Annotated in this window: 18 protein-coding genes; 9 read left to right on the forward strand and 9 right to left on the reverse strand. The window is 72.6% G+C overall.

The genetic code is table 11. The features are described 5' to 3' along the window. Window positions 1-79: 79 nt before the first annotated feature. The 3 genes from ACQZOG_RS16685 to ACQZOG_RS16695 form a co-directional block, all read right to left on the reverse strand. Window positions 80-1,582, reverse strand: coding sequence for a SulP family inorganic anion transporter (locus tag ACQZOG_RS16685; RefSeq protein ID WP_193469372.1), 1,503 nt, complete (start codon window positions 1,580-1,582; stop codon window positions 80-82). Window positions 1,583-2,047: 465 nt separating this feature from the next. Continuing rightward, complete coding sequence (locus tag ACQZOG_RS16690; RefSeq protein ID WP_261675424.1) at window positions 2,048-2,521, reverse strand: DUF4396 domain-containing protein; 474 nt, start codon at window positions 2,519-2,521, stop codon at window positions 2,048-2,050. Window positions 2,522-2,635: 114 nt separating this feature from the next. Then, the gene (locus ACQZOG_RS16695) at window positions 2,636-3,514 is read right to left on the reverse strand and encodes an alpha/beta fold hydrolase (RefSeq protein WP_203550344.1); all 879 of its coding nucleotides are present in this window, start codon (window positions 3,512-3,514) and stop codon (window positions 2,636-2,638) included. A gap of 208 nt (window positions 3,515-3,722) precedes the next feature. Between ACQZOG_RS16695 and ACQZOG_RS16700 the strand changes: the two genes are divergently transcribed. Both ACQZOG_RS16700 and ACQZOG_RS16705 read left to right on the forward strand, forming a co-directional pair. Further along, window positions 3,723-5,663: an AfsR/SARP family transcriptional regulator gene (locus tag ACQZOG_RS16700; RefSeq protein WP_203550343.1), complete on the forward strand. Its 1,941-nt coding sequence runs from the start codon at window positions 3,723-3,725 to the stop codon at window positions 5,661-5,663. Window positions 5,664-5,761: 98 nt separating this feature from the next. Next, complete coding sequence (locus tag ACQZOG_RS16705) at window positions 5,762-6,724, forward strand: phosphotransferase family protein (protein ID WP_203550342.1); 963 nt, start codon at window positions 5,762-5,764, stop codon at window positions 6,722-6,724. A 55-nt stretch (window positions 6,725-6,779) separates the two neighbouring features. Here ACQZOG_RS16705 and ACQZOG_RS16710 read toward each other — a convergent pair whose 3' ends face one another. Beyond that, window positions 6,780-7,217 (reverse strand): hypothetical protein, encoded by a 438-nt coding sequence (locus ACQZOG_RS16710; RefSeq protein ID WP_033272597.1) that lies wholly within the window; start codon window positions 7,215-7,217, stop codon window positions 6,780-6,782. A gap of 498 nt (window positions 7,218-7,715) precedes the next feature. Here ACQZOG_RS16710 and hemL point away from each other — a divergent pair, with 498 nt between their 5' ends. The 7 genes from hemL to ccsB all read left to right on the forward strand — a co-directional run bounded on the left by hemL (window position 7,716) and on the right by ccsB (window position 15,570). After that, window positions 7,716-9,032, forward strand: a complete 1,317-nt coding sequence (hemL, locus tag ACQZOG_RS16715; RefSeq protein WP_037640964.1) for a glutamate-1-semialdehyde 2,1-aminomutase — start codon at window positions 7,716-7,718, stop codon at window positions 9,030-9,032. A 41-nt stretch (window positions 9,033-9,073) separates the two neighbouring features. Next, the gene (locus ACQZOG_RS16720) at window positions 9,074-9,721 is read left to right on the forward strand and encodes a histidine phosphatase family protein (protein ID WP_203551683.1); all 648 of its coding nucleotides are present in this window, start codon (window positions 9,074-9,076) and stop codon (window positions 9,719-9,721) included. A 155-nt stretch (window positions 9,722-9,876) separates the two neighbouring features. Further along, window positions 9,877-11,148 (forward strand): hypothetical protein, encoded by a 1,272-nt coding sequence (locus ACQZOG_RS16725; RefSeq protein ID WP_430741881.1) that lies wholly within the window; start codon window positions 9,877-9,879, stop codon window positions 11,146-11,148. A gap of 77 nt (window positions 11,149-11,225) precedes the next feature. Then, window positions 11,226-11,885: a TlpA family protein disulfide reductase gene (locus ACQZOG_RS16730; RefSeq protein ID WP_430741597.1), complete on the forward strand. Its 660-nt coding sequence runs from the start codon at window positions 11,226-11,228 to the stop codon at window positions 11,883-11,885. A 1-nt stretch (window position 11,886) separates the two neighbouring features. Continuing rightward, on the forward strand, window positions 11,887-12,660 hold the full coding sequence (locus ACQZOG_RS16735; RefSeq protein WP_033272593.1) for a cytochrome c biogenesis CcdA family protein: 774 nt from the start codon (window positions 11,887-11,889) through the stop codon (window positions 12,658-12,660). 4 nt (window positions 12,661-12,664) lie between these two features. Continuing rightward, window positions 12,665-14,461: a cytochrome c biogenesis protein ResB gene (gene resB, locus ACQZOG_RS16740; protein WP_430741598.1), complete on the forward strand. Its 1,797-nt coding sequence runs from the start codon at window positions 12,665-12,667 to the stop codon at window positions 14,459-14,461. Continuing rightward, window positions 14,458-15,570 (forward strand): c-type cytochrome biogenesis protein CcsB, encoded by a 1,113-nt coding sequence (gene ccsB, locus ACQZOG_RS16745; RefSeq protein ID WP_193456024.1) that lies wholly within the window; start codon window positions 14,458-14,460, stop codon window positions 15,568-15,570. The genes resB and ccsB overlap by 4 nt, the downstream gene beginning before the upstream one ends. 66 nt (window positions 15,571-15,636) lie before the next feature. Here ccsB and ACQZOG_RS16750 read toward each other — a convergent pair whose 3' ends face one another. The 5 genes from ACQZOG_RS16750 to ACQZOG_RS16770 form a co-directional block, all read right to left on the reverse strand. Next, complete coding sequence (locus tag ACQZOG_RS16750) at window positions 15,637-16,095, reverse strand: nucleoside deaminase (RefSeq protein WP_193456025.1); 459 nt, start codon at window positions 16,093-16,095, stop codon at window positions 15,637-15,639. A 7-nt stretch (window positions 16,096-16,102) separates the two neighbouring features. Continuing rightward, window positions 16,103-16,447, reverse strand: a complete 345-nt coding sequence (locus tag ACQZOG_RS16755) for a hypothetical protein (protein WP_037640970.1) — start codon at window positions 16,445-16,447, stop codon at window positions 16,103-16,105. Then, window positions 16,444-16,983, reverse strand: coding sequence for a DUF6232 family protein (locus ACQZOG_RS16760; protein WP_033272588.1), 540 nt, complete (start codon window positions 16,981-16,983; stop codon window positions 16,444-16,446). Before ACQZOG_RS16760 ends, ACQZOG_RS16755 begins: the two co-directional genes overlap by 4 nt. 543 nt (window positions 16,984-17,526) lie before the next feature. Next, complete coding sequence (locus ACQZOG_RS16765) at window positions 17,527-18,759, reverse strand: hypothetical protein (RefSeq protein ID WP_430741599.1); 1,233 nt, start codon at window positions 18,757-18,759, stop codon at window positions 17,527-17,529. A gap of 117 nt (window positions 18,760-18,876) precedes the next feature. Beyond that, on the reverse strand, window positions 18,877-19,206 hold the full coding sequence (locus ACQZOG_RS16770; RefSeq protein ID WP_033272587.1) for a PLD nuclease N-terminal domain-containing protein: 330 nt from the start codon (window positions 19,204-19,206) through the stop codon (window positions 18,877-18,879). Between the last annotated feature and the right edge of the window lie 14 nt (window positions 19,207-19,220).

Here is a 19,220-nt window from a genome sequence, read left to right on the forward strand (position 1 = left end):
GCGGTCGACGGTAGGACCGCCCCGGCCGCCGGCGCTTCTCGGAAACTGACCGGTTGCCGGGACGGCCCGAGCCGTCGGGTCAGCCGCCGGCGAGTTCGCCGCTGAGCGTCTTGTGCATCCGCGCGCTGGGCTCGTTCAGCCCGACGATCTCGACGGTCTTGCCGCGCTGGGCGTACTTCGTCTCGACGGCGTCGAGCGCGGCCACCGAGGAGGCGTCCCAGATGTGCGCGGCGGACAGGTCGATCACCACGCGGTCGGGGTCGGTGCCGTACGAGAACTGGCCGACCAACTCGTTGGAGGAGGCGAAGAACAGCTCCCCCGTGACCCGGTAGACCACAGTGCCACCGTCCGGGTCGGTGACCGCGGTGACCTCGGCCAGCCGCGCGACGCGCCGCGCGAACACCACCATCGCGGTGATCGAGCCGACGACGACGCCGATGGCGAGGTTGTGGGTGGCGACCACGCAGACGACGGTGACCAGCATGACGACGGTCTCGCCGAGCGGCATCCGCCGCAGCGTCCTCGGGGCGATCGAGTGCCAGTCGAAGGTGGCCACGGACACCATCACCATGACCGCGACCAGCGCCGCCATCGGGATGTCGGAGACGACCGGCCCGAAGACGATGCACAGCACCATCAGGAACGCGCCCGCGAGGAACGTCGACAGCCGGGTCCGCGCCCCCGACACCCGCACGTTGATCATCGTCTGGCCGATCATCGCGCAGCCGCCCATGCCGCCGAAGAAGCCGGTGACGATGTTGGCGACGCCCTGTCCGACGGACTCACGGGTCTTGGAGGAGCGGGTGTCGGTGATGTCGTCGACCAGCTTGGCCGTCATCAGCGACTCCATCAGGCCGACCAGCGCCATGGCGAACGCGAACGGCGCGACGGTCGTGAGGGTGTCCAGGGTGAACGGCACGTCCGGCAGCCCCGGCACCGGCAGCGACGACGGCAGGTCCCCCTTGTCACCGACCGTCGGCACGGCGATCCCGGCGGCGACGGTGATCACGGTGAGGATCACGATCGACACCAGCGGCGCCGGGACCACGGTGGTGAGCTTCGGGAAGAACACCATCATCGCCAGGCCCGCCGCGATCAGCGGATAGACCGGCCACGGCACGTCCGTCATCTCCGGCACCTGCGCCATGAAGATCAGGATGGCGAGGGAGTTCACGAAGCCGACCATCACGCTGCGCGGCACGAACCGCATCAGCTTCGCCACGCCGAGCGCGCCCAGCACGATCTGGAACACACCCGCGAGGATCACGGCGGTCACCAGGTACCCGAAGCCGTGCTCGCGGTTGAGCGGCGCGATGACCAGGGCGACAGCGCCGGTCGCCGCCGAGATCATGGCGGGCCGGCCGCCGACGAGCGCGATCGTCACGGCCATGGTGAACGAGGCGAACAGACCGACCGCCGGGTCGACCCCGGCGATGACCGAGAAGGAGATCGCCTCGGGGATCAGCGCCAGCGCCACGACCAGACCGCCGAGCACCTCGGTGCGCAGCACCTTCGGGTCGGAGAGCCAGGACGGGCGCCGGGAGCCGCGCAGCCAGGCGGACGGGGACAGTGCGGAGGGCATGGACAAGGGAGGGAGAACCTGTCGTCGTTGCTCGGGCGCACCCGGGACGGGGCGAGCGGGAGGGGCGTGGGGCGACCCCGTGCGGAGGGGGTCCGGGCCGGGATCAGTGGGCGTGGGGCCCGGGAGCCACGGCGGCGCGGCGCGGAGGGACTCCCGACGCCGGCCGGGGGCGAAGGGTCACGGCGGGAAGGCAGCGGCGCGGGTCGTCACGGACATGCGCTCGCTCTTTCCTGCGGACTGCGGTCTTCGCCGGGGGCTTCGTCGGCCCCGACACGGCTGACCCGACCACTTTACCCGCCGCCCGCGCCCGCCCGACTGCCGTGCGCCCCGCCCGACTGCCGTGCGTACGGCCGCCCCCAGGCTGTGGACGGCCGGACGCAGTGGCGCCTTCCCGTGCACCCGGCGCCCGTGCGTACGGCGCCCGGGGACCGCCGACGGACGCGGGCGCCGACTGCGGGGCGGGACTCAGTGGTGGGCGTGGACCACCGCGTGGCCCTTGCCCCGGCCGATCATCCACTTGTTGACCGGGGTGGTGACGAGGAAGGCGACGGCGAAGCCGCCGAGCAGCGCGTACCAGAACAGGCCCTCGGACAACTGGGCGTCCATCGCCCCCGGCGTCAGCGCGATGATGGCGTTGTCGACCAGCTCCATCACCGCGATGGAGACGGTGTCGGCGGCCAGCGCGATCTTCACTGCGGCCTTCGGCGACACCCCGGCGCGCACCACGGCGAAGAGGGTGAAGGAGTAGCCGAAGACGAAGGCCAGGCCGATGGCCAGGATCATCGTCGGGACGTTGCCCCACAGCAGGGCCGTGCCGATGGCCATGCCGAGGATCTCGCCGACGGCGCAGCCGAGCAGGCAGTGCAGCGTCGCCCGGATCGCCGTCGGCCAGGTCGCGCCGGGTGCGGCGCCGGTGTGGTGGTGCATGGCGTGGTCCATGACCTCATCCCCCTTCGAGGCGTCACGGGGACGGTGCCGTCCCCACGCACACCTCGAACGGTATACCCCCCAGGGGTATTCCGGCCAGGGCTGATTCCTCTCACCCCGGTCCCGTCACCGGGTCAACAGGTCCCGGATCGCCGCCGTCACCTCCTCGGGCGCCTCCTCGGCCATGAAGTGCCCGGCCTCGGTCAGCCGGTGGTCCAGGTCCGGCGCCCAGGCCCGCCACACCGCCGAGGCGTCGTACCCCAGCTGGGCGCCCCAGTCCTGCTGGAGGACCGTCACCGGCATCGTGAGCCGGGTACCCGCGTCCAGGTCGGCCCGGTCGTGCTCGATGTCCACGGTCGCCGAGGCCCGGTAGTCGGCGACGATCGACGGCACCGCGGCGCGGCTCGCCTCCAGATACGCGGCCCGCACCTTGGGAGGCAGCGCGTCCGGTCCGGTGGACCAGACGTCGAGGAACGACCCGAAGAAGGTGTCCGCGCTGCCCGCGATCATCGCCTCCGGCAGGCCGGGCGGCTGCGCCATCAGATACAGGTGGAAGGCGACCGCCGCGGAGACGCCGTGCAGGACGTCCCACATGTCGAGCGTCGGCACGACGTCGAGGATGCCGAGGTGCGTGACCGTCTCCGGGTGGTCGAGCCCGGCACGGAAGGCGACGAGGGCACCCCGGTCGTGCCCGACGAGGGCGAAACGGTCGTGGCCGAGCGCGGCGGCCAGCGCCACGACGTCGGCCGCCATGGTGCGCTTGGCGTACACGCCGGAACCGTCGGCGGCCGGCTTGCCGCTGGCGCCGTAGCCGCGCAGGTCGGGGCAGATCACGGTGTGGTCGGCGGCGAGCCGCGCGGCGACGTGCCGCCACATGAGATGCGTCTGCGGGAACCCGTGCAGCAGCACGACGGGACTGCCGTGCCCGCCGACGGCTGCCGCCAGCTCGACGCCGTCCACGCCGGGAAGGCGGAGGTGCTCGAAACCGGGGATGGTGGGGGTCATGGGGGTGCGTCCGTTCTCCAGGGTGCGGGGACGGGAGCAGCGTGGGGGAGGCCGATGAGCAGCGGATCAGCAACAACCCGTCCGGCGTTCGAGGACGAGGCCCGAAGGGCCGAAAAGGGGGGCTGAGGGCGCAGCCCCCGGGGACGGGAAGGGAAGGGGCGGCGGGGCGACCCGAACCAACCCGCACCCGCACCGCGAGGATGGACCGATGCGCATCGAGGTCCTCGGCTCGATCCGAGCCACCCAGGACGACGGCACCCCCGCCCCCCTCGGCGGCCCCCGGCACCGTGAGGTCCTCGGGCGTCTCGTCGCCGCCGAGGGGCGGATGGTCACCACCGAGACGCTCGTCGACGATCTGTGGGCCGAGCGGCCGCCGGCCCGTGCCGTCGGCGCCCTGCGGACGTTCGTCGCCGCGCTGCGCCGCGCCCTCGAACCGGACCGCCCGCCCCGCACCCCGCCCCGCCTCCTCGTCACCGAGGGCCCCGGCTACGCCCTGCGCCTGCCACGCGAGGACGTCGACGCGCACCGCTTCCAGGACGCCCTGGCCCGCGCCCGGCGCACCCCCGGTGAGGTGGCCGCGCTCGGTGAGGCCCTCGCGGCCTGGCGCGGTCCCGCCTACGCCGACGTGACCGGCTCCGCGTGGGCGGACCGCGAGCGCGCCCGGCTGGAGGAGCTGCGGGCGGAGGCGGTCGAACTGCGCGCCCGCCTCCTCCTCGACCGGGGCGACGGCGCCGGCCTGGTGTCCGATCTGCGCGACCACGTCGCCGCGCACCCGTGGCGCGAGCCCGCCTGGACGCTCCTCGCCCGCGCCCTGCACCACGCGGGCCGCCGCGCCGACGCGTTGGACACCCTCCGCCGCGCCCGCGCGACCCTCGCCGACCAGCTCGGGCTCGACCCGGGCACCGAGTTGCTGCGCCTGGAGACGGACCTCCTCAACGGGGCGCCCCCGTCCGCTGCCCCGGCCGCCACCTGGACCGGCCCCGGCGTCCTGCTCGGCCCGCGCACCACCGTGGACGTGGCCCGCACCCTCGCCCTGGCGGGCGGCGACGCGCTGGTCCGCTCCCGCAGCGACCGCCTCGCCGCGATCACGGCGGCGGAACGCTCCGGCGACCTCGCCCTCACCGCCCGGATCATCGGCGCGTACGACGTGCCCGCCCTGTGGAGCCGGGCCGACGACCCCGCGCAGTCCCGGGCGGTCGTCGAGGCCGCCGTCCGCACCCTCGCCGCGCTCGGCCCCGGCGCCCCCGCCGATCTGACCGTCCGGCTGCTGGCGACGGTCGCGGTCGAGAGCCGCAGCGCCGATCTCACCCCGACGGAGCGGGACCGCGCCCGGGACGCGGCCCGGCGGGCGGAGGCACTGGCCCGGGACCTGGGCGACCCCGCCCTCCTGGTGTTCGCCCTGAACGGGGTGTTCCTGCAGTCCTTCACCCGCCCCGGACTCGCGGCGGCCCGCGACCGCACCGGCGCCGAGATCCTCGACCTGGCCACCGCGCACGACCTGCCCGCCTTCGCCGTGCTCGGCCGGCTCGTACGCCTCCAGTCCGCCTCCGCCCTCGGCGACCTGGACGCCGCGTCCGCGCACGCGGAGGCAGCCGAACGGCTCGCCGCCGCCACCGAGGCGCCCCTCGTCCCCGTCCTCACGGCGTGGTTCCGGGCCCGGGCCGCGGCGGCCCGCAGCACCGAGCCGGGCGGACCGTCCCCCGCCACGGTCGCCGCGCACTACCGCACCGCCGACGAGGCCCTCCGCACCGCGGGCATGCCGGGCCTGCACCGGGGCCTGCTCCCGCTCGCCCTGCTGGGCCTGCGCCTGCTGCACGGCCGGCCCGCGCCCGCCGACCCCCGCCTCGACCGGGGCCCGTACCGCCCCTGGACGCAGCCCCTCCTCCTGCTGGACCAGGGCCGTGACGCCCAGGCCCGCACCGCCCTCGCCGCGGCCCCCGCACCACCGCCCGACCACATGCAGGAAGCCCTGTGGTGCCTGACCGCCCGCGCCGCCGTCCGCCTGGGCGACCGCGACACCGCGGCGCGCGCGGCGACCGCCCTCCGCGATGCCCGTACGGAACACGCGGGCGCCGCCTCCGGCCTGCTGACCCTGGGCCCGGTGGCGGCGTACCTGGAGGAGGCGGAGGAGTGCGCGGGCGCGCGCTGATCCCGCCCGCGTCAGGACGCCCGCGAGCGCCGCGTCCTGTCCAGCCACCTGACCCGGCCCCCCAACTGCCCCCACCCGGCGCCCGTATGCTGCTCCGCATGGGGGCCATCACCGAGGACGAGACCGAACACTCCTGGGCCTCCACCCGCGCCTGGGTGGAGAAGGCCCTGTCCGCCGGGGAGCGCGTCGAGCGGGTGGACCGGCTGCGCGGCGGCTGGACGTCGGAGATGCGCCGCCTGGACGTCACCGGTCCGGACGGCCCCCGCTCCCTCGTGCTGCGCTCCTTCGTCAAGCCGTTCTTCGTGCGGCACGCCGAGGGCCTGCTGACCCGCGAGGCGGACATCCTGCGCCTGCTCGCCCCGACGGACGTCCCGGCGGCCACGCTCGTCGCGGTGGACGCGACCGCCCGGCACTGCGACCACCCGTCCCTGCTGATGACCCGGCTCCCCGGCGCCGTCCGCCTGCACGACGAAGGCGCGGACACCCGGGCCGACGAGCTGGCCCGCCTCCTCGTCCGCATCCACCGCCTGCCCGTGCCCCCGCACCGGCGCCCCCGCGCCTACCAGGCGTGGGCCTCCCCCGACGGGGTGACCCCGCCCGCGGCCGCCCGCCGCCCCGAGCTGTGGCACCGGGCCGCCGACGTCATCCGCCGCGACCCACCGCCGTACGAGGGCCGCTTCCTGCACCGGGACTTCCACCCCGGCAACGTCCTCCTCACCGGGCCCGACGACGCCCCGCGCGTCAGCGGTGTCGTCGACTGGGTGGAGACCTCCTGGGGGCCGGCCGACCTGGACGTGGCGCACTGCTCGACCGCCCTCGCCCTGCTGCACGGCGCCCGGGCGGGCATGGACTTCGCCGACCGCTACACCGCCGCCGGCGGCACCCTCGCCACGGACGCCCCCGCCCACCTCTACTGGCGCCTCCTGGACACCCTGGGCTACGGCGACGCGGAGAAGGTCGCGGGTCCCTGGCGCGACCTCGGCCGCGCGGACCTGACCCCGGAGATCCTCGCCGGCCGCCTGGAGGACTACCTGGACGCCCTGTTCACGCGGTACGGCTGAACACGAAGAAGGGGCGGGTTCCGGGAACCCGCCCCACCACGTCGACCCGTCCGGATCAGGGCCACACCAGGCAGTACGCCTGATGCCCCGCATCGTGCAGCCGGTGCGAGAAGTCCTGCCACTCGTGCAGCAGCTGGTAGACGTTGAACGCGTCGCGCGGGCCGCCGCGGTCCGGGACCGTCGACCAGATGAAGGCCGCCGCGCCGACCGCTTCCTCGCCTATGTCCCGCAGGGGGTCCACCACCGTCATGGGCAGCTTCACGACCGCGTAGTCCGGGTGCAGGACGACCAGTTCGAGCGGCGGCACCTTGTGCAGGGGAACGCCCTCGATGCCCGTGAGCACCATGGCGGCCATGGTCTCCGGCTTGATCTTGGTGAACATGCCGCCCATGCCCAGCTCGTCCCCGCCGAGCTCCTCGGGGCGCATGGAGATCGGGACGCGGGCCGCGGTGGCGCCGTCCGGCGCGCCGAAGTACTTGTACGTCACCCCCACCCGACCACCATTCCTGCTCCCCGCCCCGCTCAGTGGGCCGATCCGCTCCGGCTCGTCGTGTGCACGACGCGTCTGATCCGCTTCCTCCGCTTCGCGTCGGTGCCTTCCCCGCCGGGCACGTCGAGGACCCAGGTCGTCGGTCCCCTCGCCCAGTCCGCCACCGCGATGCATATCTCCACCCGACTGCTTTTCTAGGACGCGTGGCCCCCGCCGCGCAACCCGATCATCGTGACAGTGACCTCCCCCACGGCCGCCCGCCGAAACGTGCGGTGAACCATCGGTCCGCGAGATTGTCGCGGGGCCCGGCCGCCCCGGCCGTGCGAGCTGAGTGCACCGGGGATCAGTTTCGCAGATCACGGCCGGTCCGGGGCCCGGATCGGCAGGTCGTCGGGGCGCGGACACCGCCGGGGGCCCCTGGCCTACCCTGAAACGAGTCACAGCAGCCGCAGCCCGGCGAGATACCCGGGACGTCGGAAAAGGTCGGAGAAGTCGCAGGTCATGAGCGAACTGCCATATTCGTACGAAGCCCCAGCCTCGCAGGCGCTGTTCGATCGTGCCGCGGCCGTCACGCCCGGTGGTGTGAACTCACCGGTGCGTGCCTTCCGCGCCGTCGGCGGCACGCCCCGGTTCATGGTCTCCGGCTCCGGGCCGTACCTGACCGACTCCGACGGGCGGGAGTACGTCGACCTGGTGTGCTCGTGGGGTCCGATGATCCTCGGGCACGCGCACCCCGAGGTGATCGCCGCCGTCCAGGAGGCCGTCGCGCGCGGCACCTCCTTCGGCACGCCCGGTGAGGGCGAGGTCGCGCTCGCCGAGGAGATGGTCGCCCGGATCGAGCCGCTGGAGCAGGTGCGGCTGGTGTCCAGCGGTACCGAGGCCACCATGTCGGCGATCCGTCTCGCCCGCGGTTTCACGCAGCGCAGCAAGGTGATCAAGTTCGCCGGCTGCTACCACGGCCACGTGGACGCGCTGCTCGCCTCCGCCGGCTCCGGCGTGGCGACGTTCGCGCTGCCGGACACCCCCGGTGTGACGGGCGCGCAGGCCGGCGACACCATCGTGCTGCCGTACAACGACCTGGACGCCGTGCGCGCCGCGTTTGCCGCGCATCCCGGCGAGATCGCCTGCGTGATCACGGAGGCGTCCCCGGGCAACATGGGCGTCGTCCCGCCGCTGCCCGGTTTCAACCAGGGACTGAAGGACGCGTGCGCCGCGAACGGCGCGCTGTACATCTCCGACGAGGTCATGACCGGCTTCCGCACCAGCCGCGCCGGCTGGTACGGCGTCGACGGCGTGCGCCCCGACCTGATGACCTTCGGCAAGGTGATGGGCGGCGGCTTCCCGGCCGCCGCGTTCGGCGGGCGCGCCGACGTCATGGCGCACCTCGCCCCGGCCGGCCCCGTCTACCAGGCGGGCACCCTCTCCGGAAACCCGGTCGCCACGGCCGCCGGGCTCGCCCAGCTGCGGCTGCTCGACGACGCCGCGTACGAGAAGGTGAACGCGGTCTCCGCGCAGATCCAGTCCCTCGTCACGGAGGCGCTGACCAAGGAGGGCGTCGCGCACACGCTGCAGAACGCCTCCAACATGTTCTCCGTCTTCTTCACCGAGAACCCGGTCCGCGACTACGACGACGCCAAGCAGCAGGAGTCGTTCCGCTTCACCGCGTTCTTCCACTCGCTGCTGGCGAACGGCGTCTACCTGCCGCCGTCGTCCTTCGAGTCCTGGTTCGTGTCCACGGCCCACGACGAGCGGGCCGTCCAGCGCATCGCCGACGCCCTCCCGGCGGCGGCCCGAGCAGCGGCGGAGGCCACCGCGTGAGCTCCGAGAAGAAGCCCGAGGACGTCACTGTCGTCCACCTGATGCGGCACGGCGAGGTCGAGAACCCGGACGGCGTCCTCTACGGCCGCCTCCCCGGCTACCACCTCTCCGAGCTGGGCCGCCGGATGGCCGACCGGGTCGGCGAGCACCTCGCGTCGCGCGACATCGTGCACGTCTGCGCGTCCCCGCTGGAGCGGGCGCAGGAGACGGCCGAGCCCATCGCCAAGGCGCACGGCCTGGACATCGCCACCGACCGGCGGCTGATCGAGGCGGAGAACGTCTTCCAGGGCAAGACCTTCGGCATCGGCGACGGCGCGCTGCGCCGCCCGGCCAACTGGAAGCACGTCGTCAACCCGTTCAAGCCGTCCTGGGGCGAGCCGTACGTCGACCAGGTGGTGCGCATGATGGGCGCGCTGGAGGCGGCGAAGGACGCGGCGCGCGGCCACGAGGCGGTGCTGGTGAGCCACCAGCTGCCGATCTGGATCGTGCGGTCCTACGTGGAGAAGCGCCGGCTGTGGCACGACCCGCGCCGCCGCCAGTGCACCCTGGCCTCGCTGACCACGTTCACCTACCGCGGCGACAAGATCGTCTCCGTGGGCTACAGCGAGCCCGCCCTCGACCTGGTGCCCGCGCATCTGCGGGCGGGCGCCAAGCCGGCGAAGGGCGCCGGCAAGGCCTACGGCGCGTGACACCCGTGTGAGGGCGGTGCGCCGCCCGCACGGGGGTTTCGTTGCGAAACCTCCGCATCCGACGGGAACCTCCCCCTTCGTCAAGTCCTCTGAATGGGTGACCACTCAGGGACATGACGAAGGGGGTCGCCATGCGCGCTCTCTCCCGCAGGGGAATGCTCGGGCTCGGCGCGGGGGCCGCTGCCGCCGTCTCCTTGGCCGGCTGCGGCGGCCACACAGGCTCCGACGGACCGGCCCCCGCGGGCGGTTCCCGTCCGGAGCCCGGCGACCGCCCCGCGTCGCCGAAGCCGACCGCGACGGTCCGTCCGATCGGTGACGGCTCCACCTCCTTCACCGGGAAGCAGCCCCACCAGCCCGAGCGGCCCGTGCCGCTGGAGCCGGGTCAGAAGCCCCCGCAGTTCGTGGTGTTCTCCTGGGACGGCGCCGGCGAGGTCGGCAACGGGCTGTTCCCGCGCTTCCTGGACCTGGCCAAGGAGCACGGCGCCTCCATGACCTTCTTCCTCTCGGGGCTGTACCTGCTGCCCGAGTCGAAGAAGCGGCTCTACGACCCGCCGAACAACCCGCGCGGCGCCTCCGACATCGGCTACCTCACCGACGCGCACATCAAGGACACGCTGAGGAACCTGCGCCGCGCCTGGCTCGAGGGCCACGAGATCGGCACCCACTTCAACGGGCACTTCTGCGCCGGCTCCGGCAGTGTCGGCAACTGGACGCCGAAGCAGTGGCGCGACGAGATCGAGCAGGCGAAGTCGTTCGTGAAGGAGTGGCGCACCAACTCCGGGTGGACCGACGTGGAGCCGCTGCCGTTCGACTACGACAAGGAGCTGGTCGGCGGCCGTACGCCCTGTCTGCTGGGGCAGGACCGGCTGCTGCCCACCGCCCGTGAGCTGGGCTGGCGCTACGACGCCTCCTCACCCGGCGGACGCCAGGTCTGGCCCTCCAAGAAAAAGGGCATATGGGACCTTCCGCTCCAGCAGATGCCTTTCCCCGGACGGTCTTTCGAGGTCCTCTCGATGGACTACAACATGCTCGCCAACCAGTCGCTCAACTCCACCAACGCCCCGGCGCACAACTACCCGGGCTGGCGGAAGCAGTCGGCGCAGGCGTACATATCCGGCTTCCAGCGGGCATACGAGACCAATCGGGCGCCCTTCTTCGTCGGCAACCACTTCGAGCAGTGGAACGGCGGCATTTACATGGACGCCGTCGAGGAGGCCCTGAGGCACATCGCGCGGGCGAAGGAGAAGGGCGACGACGTGAGGATCGTCTCCTTCCGGCAGTTCTGCGACTGGCTCGACGTGCAGAAGCCCGAGATGCTCGACCGACTGCGCACCCTGGACGTCGGCCAGGAACCCACCGGCGGCTGGCAGGCGTTCACCCGCGACCTCGCCGGTGCGCCGTCCACGGGAGCCGCCGACCCCGCCTGAGATGCGGGTTTCGGCCCGGGACGGGGTGCGCAGGGGGGTGCGCAAGATCCCCAGAACGGGCATGCGAAACTTTTCACATGAGTGCCGCCAGCCGCGCCCCCCAGCGCTCGAACCGAGCCGCGCAGAGCTCGTACCGCGCCGCCCGTGCCGTGCGCGCCCGCCGTCGTGCCGCCCTGGCCGCCGGCGCCGCCGCGGCCGCACTGCTCCTCACCGCCTGCGGTGACGGGGGCACCTCCGGCGGAGGCGGCGACACCGGCTTCGTCACCGGCACCGACGGCATCTCCACCGTCCCCGCGGGCCAGCGCGTCGCCGCGCCCGACCTGTCCGGGGAGACCCTGGAGGGCGAGCAGTTCGACGTCGGCGACTACAAGGGCAAGGTCGTCGTCCTCAACGTCTGGGGCTCCTGGTGCAACCCGTGCCGCGCGGAGGCCAAGTACTTCGCGAAGGTGTCGAAGGAGTACGAGGGCAAGGACGTCCAGTTCGTCGGCATCAACACCCGCGACGGCAGCACCACCGCCGCGCTCGCCTTCGAGAAGGACTTCGGCATCGCCTACCCGAGCCTGTACGACCCCACGGGCAAGCTGATGCTCCGCTTCGAGAAGGGCACGCTCAACCCGCAGGCCATCCCCTCCACGCTGGTGCTGGACCGGGAGGGCCGTGTCGCCGCCCGCTCGCTGACCGCCCTCGACGAGGAACGGCTGCGGAAGATGCTCGAACCGGTCGTCGCGGAGAAGTGACGTGACGGCCCTGCACACGCTCGCCGCGGAGACGGGCTACAACGGCACGGTGCTCAACGGCGCCCTGCTGGTGGCCCTGCCCATCGCCGTGCTCGGCGGGCTCGTCTCCTTCTTCTCGCCCTGCGTCCTGCCGCTCGTCCCCGGCTACCTCTCCTACGTCACCGGCGTCTCCGGCACCGACCTGGCCGAGGCCCGGCGCGGCCGCATGGTCGCCGGCGCCTCCCTGTTCGTGCTCGGCTTCACCGTCGTGTTCGTCTCGGGCGGCGCCTTCTTCGGCTACTTCGGGCAGACCCTCCAGGAGCAGTCGGGCGTCCTGACCAAGATCCTCGGCGTCTTCATGATCCTCATGGGCGTCTTCTTCATGGGCCTGATGCCCTGGCTCACCCAGCGGGAGTTCCGCTTCCACAAGCGGCCCGCCACCGGTCTGGTCGGCGCGCCCGTGCTCGGCGCCCTCTTCGGCATCGGCTGGACCCCCTGCATCGGGCCCACCCTCGCCTCCGTCCTCACCCTGTCCGCGCAGCAGGAGAGCGCCGGACGGGGCGCGGTGCTGACCGTCGCGTACTGTCTCGGACTGGGCGTGCCCTTCGTGCTCGCCGCCGTGGCCTTCCGCAAGGCCCTCGGCGCCTTCGGCTGGGTCAAGCGGCACTACGCCTGGGTGATGCGCATCGGCGGCACGATGATGATCGTGACCGGTGTGCTGCTGCTGACCGGCGCCTGGGACACCCTCGTGACGGAGATGCAGACCTGGTCCAACGGCTTCACGGTGGGGATCTGACCCGATGAGCGACACCACGACGGACAACTCCACGCAGACCGGCGACGACCAGGACCTCGGCGCCGCCGGGTCCCAGCTGTCCACCGCTCCCGTGGAGGACAGCCCCTCGCCCAACCTGCCCTCCCTCGGCGTGATCGGCTGGGCCCGCTGGTTCTGGCGGCAGCTCACCTCGATGCGGGTGGCGCTGCTGCTCCTGCTGCTGCTGTCGCTCGCCGCGATCCCCGGCTCGCTCATCCCGCAGACCGGCATCGACGAGACGCGGGTCGCCGACTTCCGCGACCGCCACGACGTCCTCGCGCCGGTCTACGACAAGCTCGGGCTGTTCAACGTCTACAGCTCGGTGTGGTTCTCCGCGATCTACATCCTGCTGTTCGTCTCCCTCATCGGCTGCATCGTCCCCCGCACCTGGCAGTTCGTCGGCCAGCTGCGCGGCCGCCCGCCGGGCGCGCCCCGCCGGCTGACCCGGCTGCCCGCGCACACCACCTGGCGCACCTCGGCCGCCCCCGAGGAGGTCCGCGAGACCGCCCTCGCGCTGCTGAAGAAGCGCCGCTTCCGCGCGCACGCCGTCGGGGACGCCGTCGCCGCCGAGAAGGGCTATCTACGTGAGCTCGGCAACCTGGCGTTCCACCTCGCGCTGATCGTCATGCTGATCGCGTTCGCCTGGGGCCAGCTCTTCAAGTCCGAGGGCAACAAGATCGTCGTCGAGGGCGACGGCTTCTCCAACACGCTCACCCAGTACGACGACTTCAAGTCCGGCAACCTCTTCACCAACGACGACCTGGAGCCGTTCAGCTTCGACGTCAAGGAGTTCACCGGCACCTACGAGCGCTCCGGCCCCAACCGCGGCACCCCGCGCACCTACGAGACCGAGGTGACGTACACCGAGGGCGCGGACGGCGAGGAGAAGAACGCCGTCATCAAGGTGAACAAGCCGCTGGAGATCGGCGACGCCAAGGTCTACCTCGTCAGCCACGGCTACGCGCCCGTGGTGACCGTCCGCGACGGCAAGGGCGAGATCGTCTACCAGGACGCCGTGCCGCTGCTGCCGCTCGACAACAACGTCACCTCCAACGGCGTCGTCAAGGTCCTCGACGGCTACCGCAACCCGCAGGGCGAGAAGGAGCAGCTCGGCTTCCAGGCCTTCTTCGTGCCGACCTTCGGCGGGTCCGCGAGCGGCACGATGCTCTCCCAGTTCCCGGCGCTGGACTACCCGGTGCTCGCGCTCAACGCCTACCACGGCGACCTGAAGGCCGACTCCGGCATTCCGCAGAGCGTGTACCAGATGGACAAGACGAAGATGAAGGAGTTCAAGGACGCCGACGGGGAGCTGCTGAAGAAGCTGCTCACCCCCGGCGAGACCATGACGCTCCCCGGCGGCGCCGGCTCGATCACCCTCGAGAAGGACATCAAGGAGTGGGCCGGCTTCCAGGTCGTCCAGGAGCCGGGCGGCGGCTGGGCGCTCGGCGGCGCTCTCGCCGCGATCGGCGGACTGGCCGCCTCCCTGTTCGTCCAGCGGCGCCGCGTGTGGGTGCGCGCGGTGCGCGGCGACGACGGCGTGACCGTCGTCGAGATGGCGGGCCTCGGCCGCAGCGAGTCCGCGAAGGTGCCCGAGGAGCTCGGCGACCTCGCCGGGATTCTCTACGAGCGGGCGCCGGGCGCGCCGGACGCCGAACCGGACGGCGCACCCGAACCGGACGGCGCACCCCCCGAAGACCCCGGAACGCCCGACGCGTCCGGCACCACCACGTCCACCGACACCGACTCTCAAGCCGTGCCTGCCGAAGGGGCTGAGCAGCAGTGACTCTCGCCGCCGCGACCAACGAGAACCTCGCGGAGATCAGCAACGTGCTGATCTACTCCGCGATGGCGGTCTACACCCTCGCTTTCTTCGCGTACATCGCCGAGTGGCTCCTCGGCAGCCGCAGCAAGGTCGCCCGCACGGCGGCCGCGCTCACGCCGAAGAAGGCGACGGCGGGCACGGCGCCGGCCGTGACCGTGAAGCAGGGCGGCGGCACCGCCGTGCTCGAGCGGCCCAAGGTCACCGTCCGCGCCGCGTCCGGCTCGCGTGACGTGCCCGACGGTCCCGGTGCGCACGGCGGCGACGAGAAGGGCGACCTGTACGGGCGGATCGCCATCTCCCTCACCGTGCTCGCGTTCGTGCTGGCCTTCGGCGGGGTGCTCACCCGCGCGCTGTCCGTGGAGCGGGCGCCGTGGGGCAACATGTACGAGTTCAACATCACCTTCTCCACGACCGCGGTGGGCGTGTACCTCCTGCTGCTGGCGCTGAAGAAGAACGTGCGCTGGCTCGGCCTGTTCCTCACCACCTCGGTCCTCCTCGACCTCGGTCTCGCCGTCACCGTGCTGTACACCGCCAGCGACCAGCTGGTCCCCGCCCTGCACTCGTACTGGCTGTACATCCACGTCTCCACCGCGATCCTGTGCGGCGCGGTGTTCTACGTCGGCGCGTTCACGACGGTCATGTACCTCTTCAAGGACTCGTACGAGAACAAGCTGGCAGGCGGCGGCAAGCCGGGCAGCTTCGCCACGTCGTTCCTGGAGCGGCTGCCCGCGGCGGCCTCGCTGGACAAGTTCGCCTACCGCGTCAACGCGGCGGTCTTCCCGCTGTGGACGTTCACGATCATCGCGGGCGCCATCTGGGCGGGCGACGCGTGGGGCCGCTACTGGGGCTGGGACCCCAAGGAGACCTGGTCCTTCATCACCTGGGTCGCCTACGCCGGCTACCTGCACGCCCGCGCCACGGCCGGCTGGAAGGGCCGCAAGGCCGCCTACCTGGCCCTGCTCGCCTTCGGCTGCTGGCTGTTCAACTACTACGGCGTCAACATCTTCGTCAACGGCAAGCACTCCTACGCCGACGTCGGCCTCGGCGTGCTCCAGGCGGCCGGCTTCTGACCGGCCCCGCCCCGCAACCTACGGAGGCCGCCCCGGACGACAGTCCCGGGGCGGCCTCCGCCGCGTTCACTCCCCGATGTCCTCGCCCCACAGCTCCGGGTGCCGGGCGGTGAACTCCCGCATCATCGCCACGCACTCCGGGTCGTCGAGCACCACGACCTCCACGCCGTGCTCCGCCAGCCAGTCGTGCCCTCCGCGGAAGGTGACGGCCTCGCCGATCACCACCCGCGAGATCCCGAACTGCCGCACCAGCCCCGAGCAGTACCAGCAGGGCGAGAGCGTGGTCACCATCGTCGTCCCCCGGTACGACCGCTGCCGCCCCGCCGCCCGGAAGGCCGCCGTCTCCGCGTGCGTCGACGGATCCCCGTCCTGCACCCGCCGGTTCCGCCCCCGCCCCAGCAGCGCCCCGTCCGCCCCGTACAGCGCGGCCCCGACCGGGACGCCCCCTTCCGCCATCCCGGCCCGCGCCTCGTCCAGCGCGGTGACCAGCCAGGCGCGGGCGGTCGCCTCGTCCAGCGGCCTCATCCGGGGATCAGCCGCCGATCAGGGCGAGGACGCTGTTCACGGCCTCGACGACGGGCTGGCCGACCGCTCCCACGGTGGCGGCGATGCCCGCCACCGCCAGCAGGGCGCGGTGGCGCTGCTGCGGCTCGACGGCGGGCGAGGCGATGTCCGGCAGGGCCTCGTCGAGGGACTGGGCCCGGGCCGGCGGCACCTGCGCGCGCAGCTCGGTGAGGAGTTCGACGAGCTGCCGGAGGGCCGCCTCCAGCTCGGGAGACGTCTGCGCCGGGGCGGCCTGGTTCTTGACGATGCCCGTGTTCCCCAGCCCGCCGTGCATGGAGACGCTGTCGCCGAAGTAGTAGTTGTCGCCGCTCATGAGTGACCCACTCCCACGTTGCCGGATCCGCCGTACATGTTGACGTTGTCGCCGAAGTGATAGTTCTTGGGATTGACGAACAGCTGCTCCACCTTGACCTGGAACTCCGCCTCGGGGTTCTCGATGGCCTGCACGATGGGCGCGACGAGCTGGTCGAGCTGCCGCGGGTCGGAACTGGTCACCATCGCGATGGACGGACCCGAGGTCTCCACCGCCAGCACGTACTGGGGCGGAGCCCCCACCACGGAGAACATCTCCACCAGGCTGAACACGAAGGCCCCGACGGCGCCCAGCCAGGTGAACATGAGAATGCCGCCGGCCAGGGACTGGTTGCCGATCGCCGACAGCGCCGCGAGGATCGTCAGCCCGAACGCCACCGCGAGGGTCAGCGCCGCCCGCTTGAGGAACAGCATCGTGGCGTCCTTGCGGCGGGGCGTCAGGGTGAAGGTGTAGACGCGGGTGATGTTCTGCAGCGGGTACGCGGCCGCGCCGACCCACAGCAGCCGTTTGCCGACCCTCAGGTCGAGGGAGCGCATGCTCCGTGGCGGCGCGACGGGCGGTGGCGGTACGTCGTGATGCCCCGGCGGCCCGGTCCGCTGCGCCGGAGGCGGGAACGCCGGGTACGGCTGGGAAGCCGGACCGGGCGGTGGAACGCCAGGAACGGGCGGTGGGGCGCTCTCTGTGCTCACCAGGTCTCCGTCATGTCAGAGGGCTTCAGGGGGTGACCCATTAACCACGCTCGGTGTCCACGGGCGCAAGTCAGTTACATGCATGCACCGCCAACGGCTGACGGTGTTTCACCATACGTATACACAGCGTCACTTGGGGCTGCCGGGCGTGAAGATGTAACGTCCCGTCAGTGGTCGAAGGGGGGCCACGGGTGCACGGGGGTGTCAGTGGAACGGGGACAGAGTTGAGCGGGGACGACGTGACCGGCCTCACGGGAAGCGGGGCCGAGCCGCTGCGGGACGAGGACCCGCGCCGGATCGGGCCGGGAGCACTCCAGGCCGAGCGGCATGATCATGGTCCGGGTCTGCGAGGGCACGGCGACCCAGAACTGGACGCGGACGTGAGCCCGTTCACCCGGTGAGCATCGGCCGCGCCCGCACGACGTGCCACAGCTGCTCCTGGTAGGCGTCGGGCCGGGACGCGAGGTCCGCGCGTGCGGACAGCGCCAGCGGATCGGCGTCCGCGCCCCGCAGCAGGTCGATCGACGTCTGAAGGAAACTCAGCCACCGTCCCGAGCGTTCGGCCTCCGCCACCAGCTCCCGCAGCCGGCGGACGGCCGCCCGCGCGTCCGCACGCCCCTCGTGGTCCGTGACGAGCAGGAGCCGCAGCTCGGCGGCGGGCCGGGCGGTGACCAGATGCCGGTCGAGTTCGGGGATGAGCCGCCCGGCCTCCTCCACCGCCCTGCGCGCCTCGGGCCCCGCCTGCACCAGCACGCGCAGCGCGGTCAGCAGCCGATCCGCTTCCGGCCCGGTCAGGCCGGCGTCCAGCCGCACCCAGGTGTCCTCGCCCACCTCGTCGGCCCGGCGCCGGGCCGCCGACCACACCTTCTCCGCCGTGCGCCGCCCGAGTCCCGTCGTGTCCGCGAGGCCCCACGCCCCGGCGTCCAGCACGTCCCGCACCGTGCGGAAGCCGTGCCGTCGCAGCTCCGCCACCGGCAGGAGGGGGGTGGTGGACCACCGCAGCATGCCGACCGGGACCGCGGCCAGTTCCTCCCGTACGCGCGCGTCGTGCAGCGGCTGCCACGCGTCCCGTACCGCCCGCACCGCACGCTCTTGCTCGCGGACCGCCCCGCGGGCCGCCTCGCGGAGACGCTCCGCCCGCCGGACGGTGAGCGGGGCCCACACGGTCGGCCGGACGAACCTGAGCAGGGTCCGGACGCCGCCGCAGACGAGGCCGGCGAAAGCGATCAGCACCCCGGGGACCGTCAGCGCGTCGGAGACCGACACCGCCCGGTCGGCGGCCGTCTCCACGTCCGGGTCGTACAGCTCGCCCTTGAGGTCACCCTCGGCCACCACGTGGCCGACATCCCAGCCCAAGGAGCCCCACTCGAACTGGGTGGTGTCCTTCAGCAGCGGATCCCGGTCGGGATCGCACCGGTAGGGCCCCGTCCGCTGCCCCCCGCCGTACGGATCGGTCCAGCGGACCGCGCAGGTGCCGTCGGGCTCCTCCTCCAGAACGGTGAGCTCCACCAGCTCCAGCTCCAGCTCCGGATAGTCCGGGCCGGTCTCCCAGACCACGAACCCGAGGACGACCAACAGCAGCCCCGCTGCCGTGACCCACCGGAAGATCGGCCTGTGCCGCACCGCCCGCCCCCTGCCCGCCGCACCACGTCGTGGCTCAGTGTGGCGGGGGGTGTACGGCAGGGTCAGCGGCCGGAACCGGCAGTCGCGGCGCCCCGAAGCTTCCGGAGCCCGGCAGCGTCAGTCGTGCCGGGGGTCCTCGTCCGGGTCACGCTTGCGGTCGGTGTCCTTGTCCTCGTCGAGCGACTTCAGGAAGTCCGGGTTGTCGTCCGGGGCGACCCACTGGCCGCCGCGGCCGCCGCCCCAGGCGGAGCCGCCCGCGCCGGCGGGGTGGCGCTTCTTGCCGGCGATGAGCCAGGAGATCGAGCCGACCAGCGGGAACAGCAGCACGAGGATCGCCCACAGCGGCTTGGGCATGTGCCGGATGTCCTCGTCCTTCGTGCTGATGCAGTCGATGAACGCGTAGACGCTCAGGGCCAGTGGCACGAGGAACATGAGCACCCGAAGCATGGGCCTCTCCAGCG

The sequence above is a fragment of the Streptomyces sp. P13-3-3 genome, from assembly GCF_050571355.1.
Classification (GTDB): domain Bacteria; phylum Actinomycetota; class Actinomycetes; order Streptomycetales; family Streptomycetaceae; genus Streptomyces; species Streptomyces althioticus.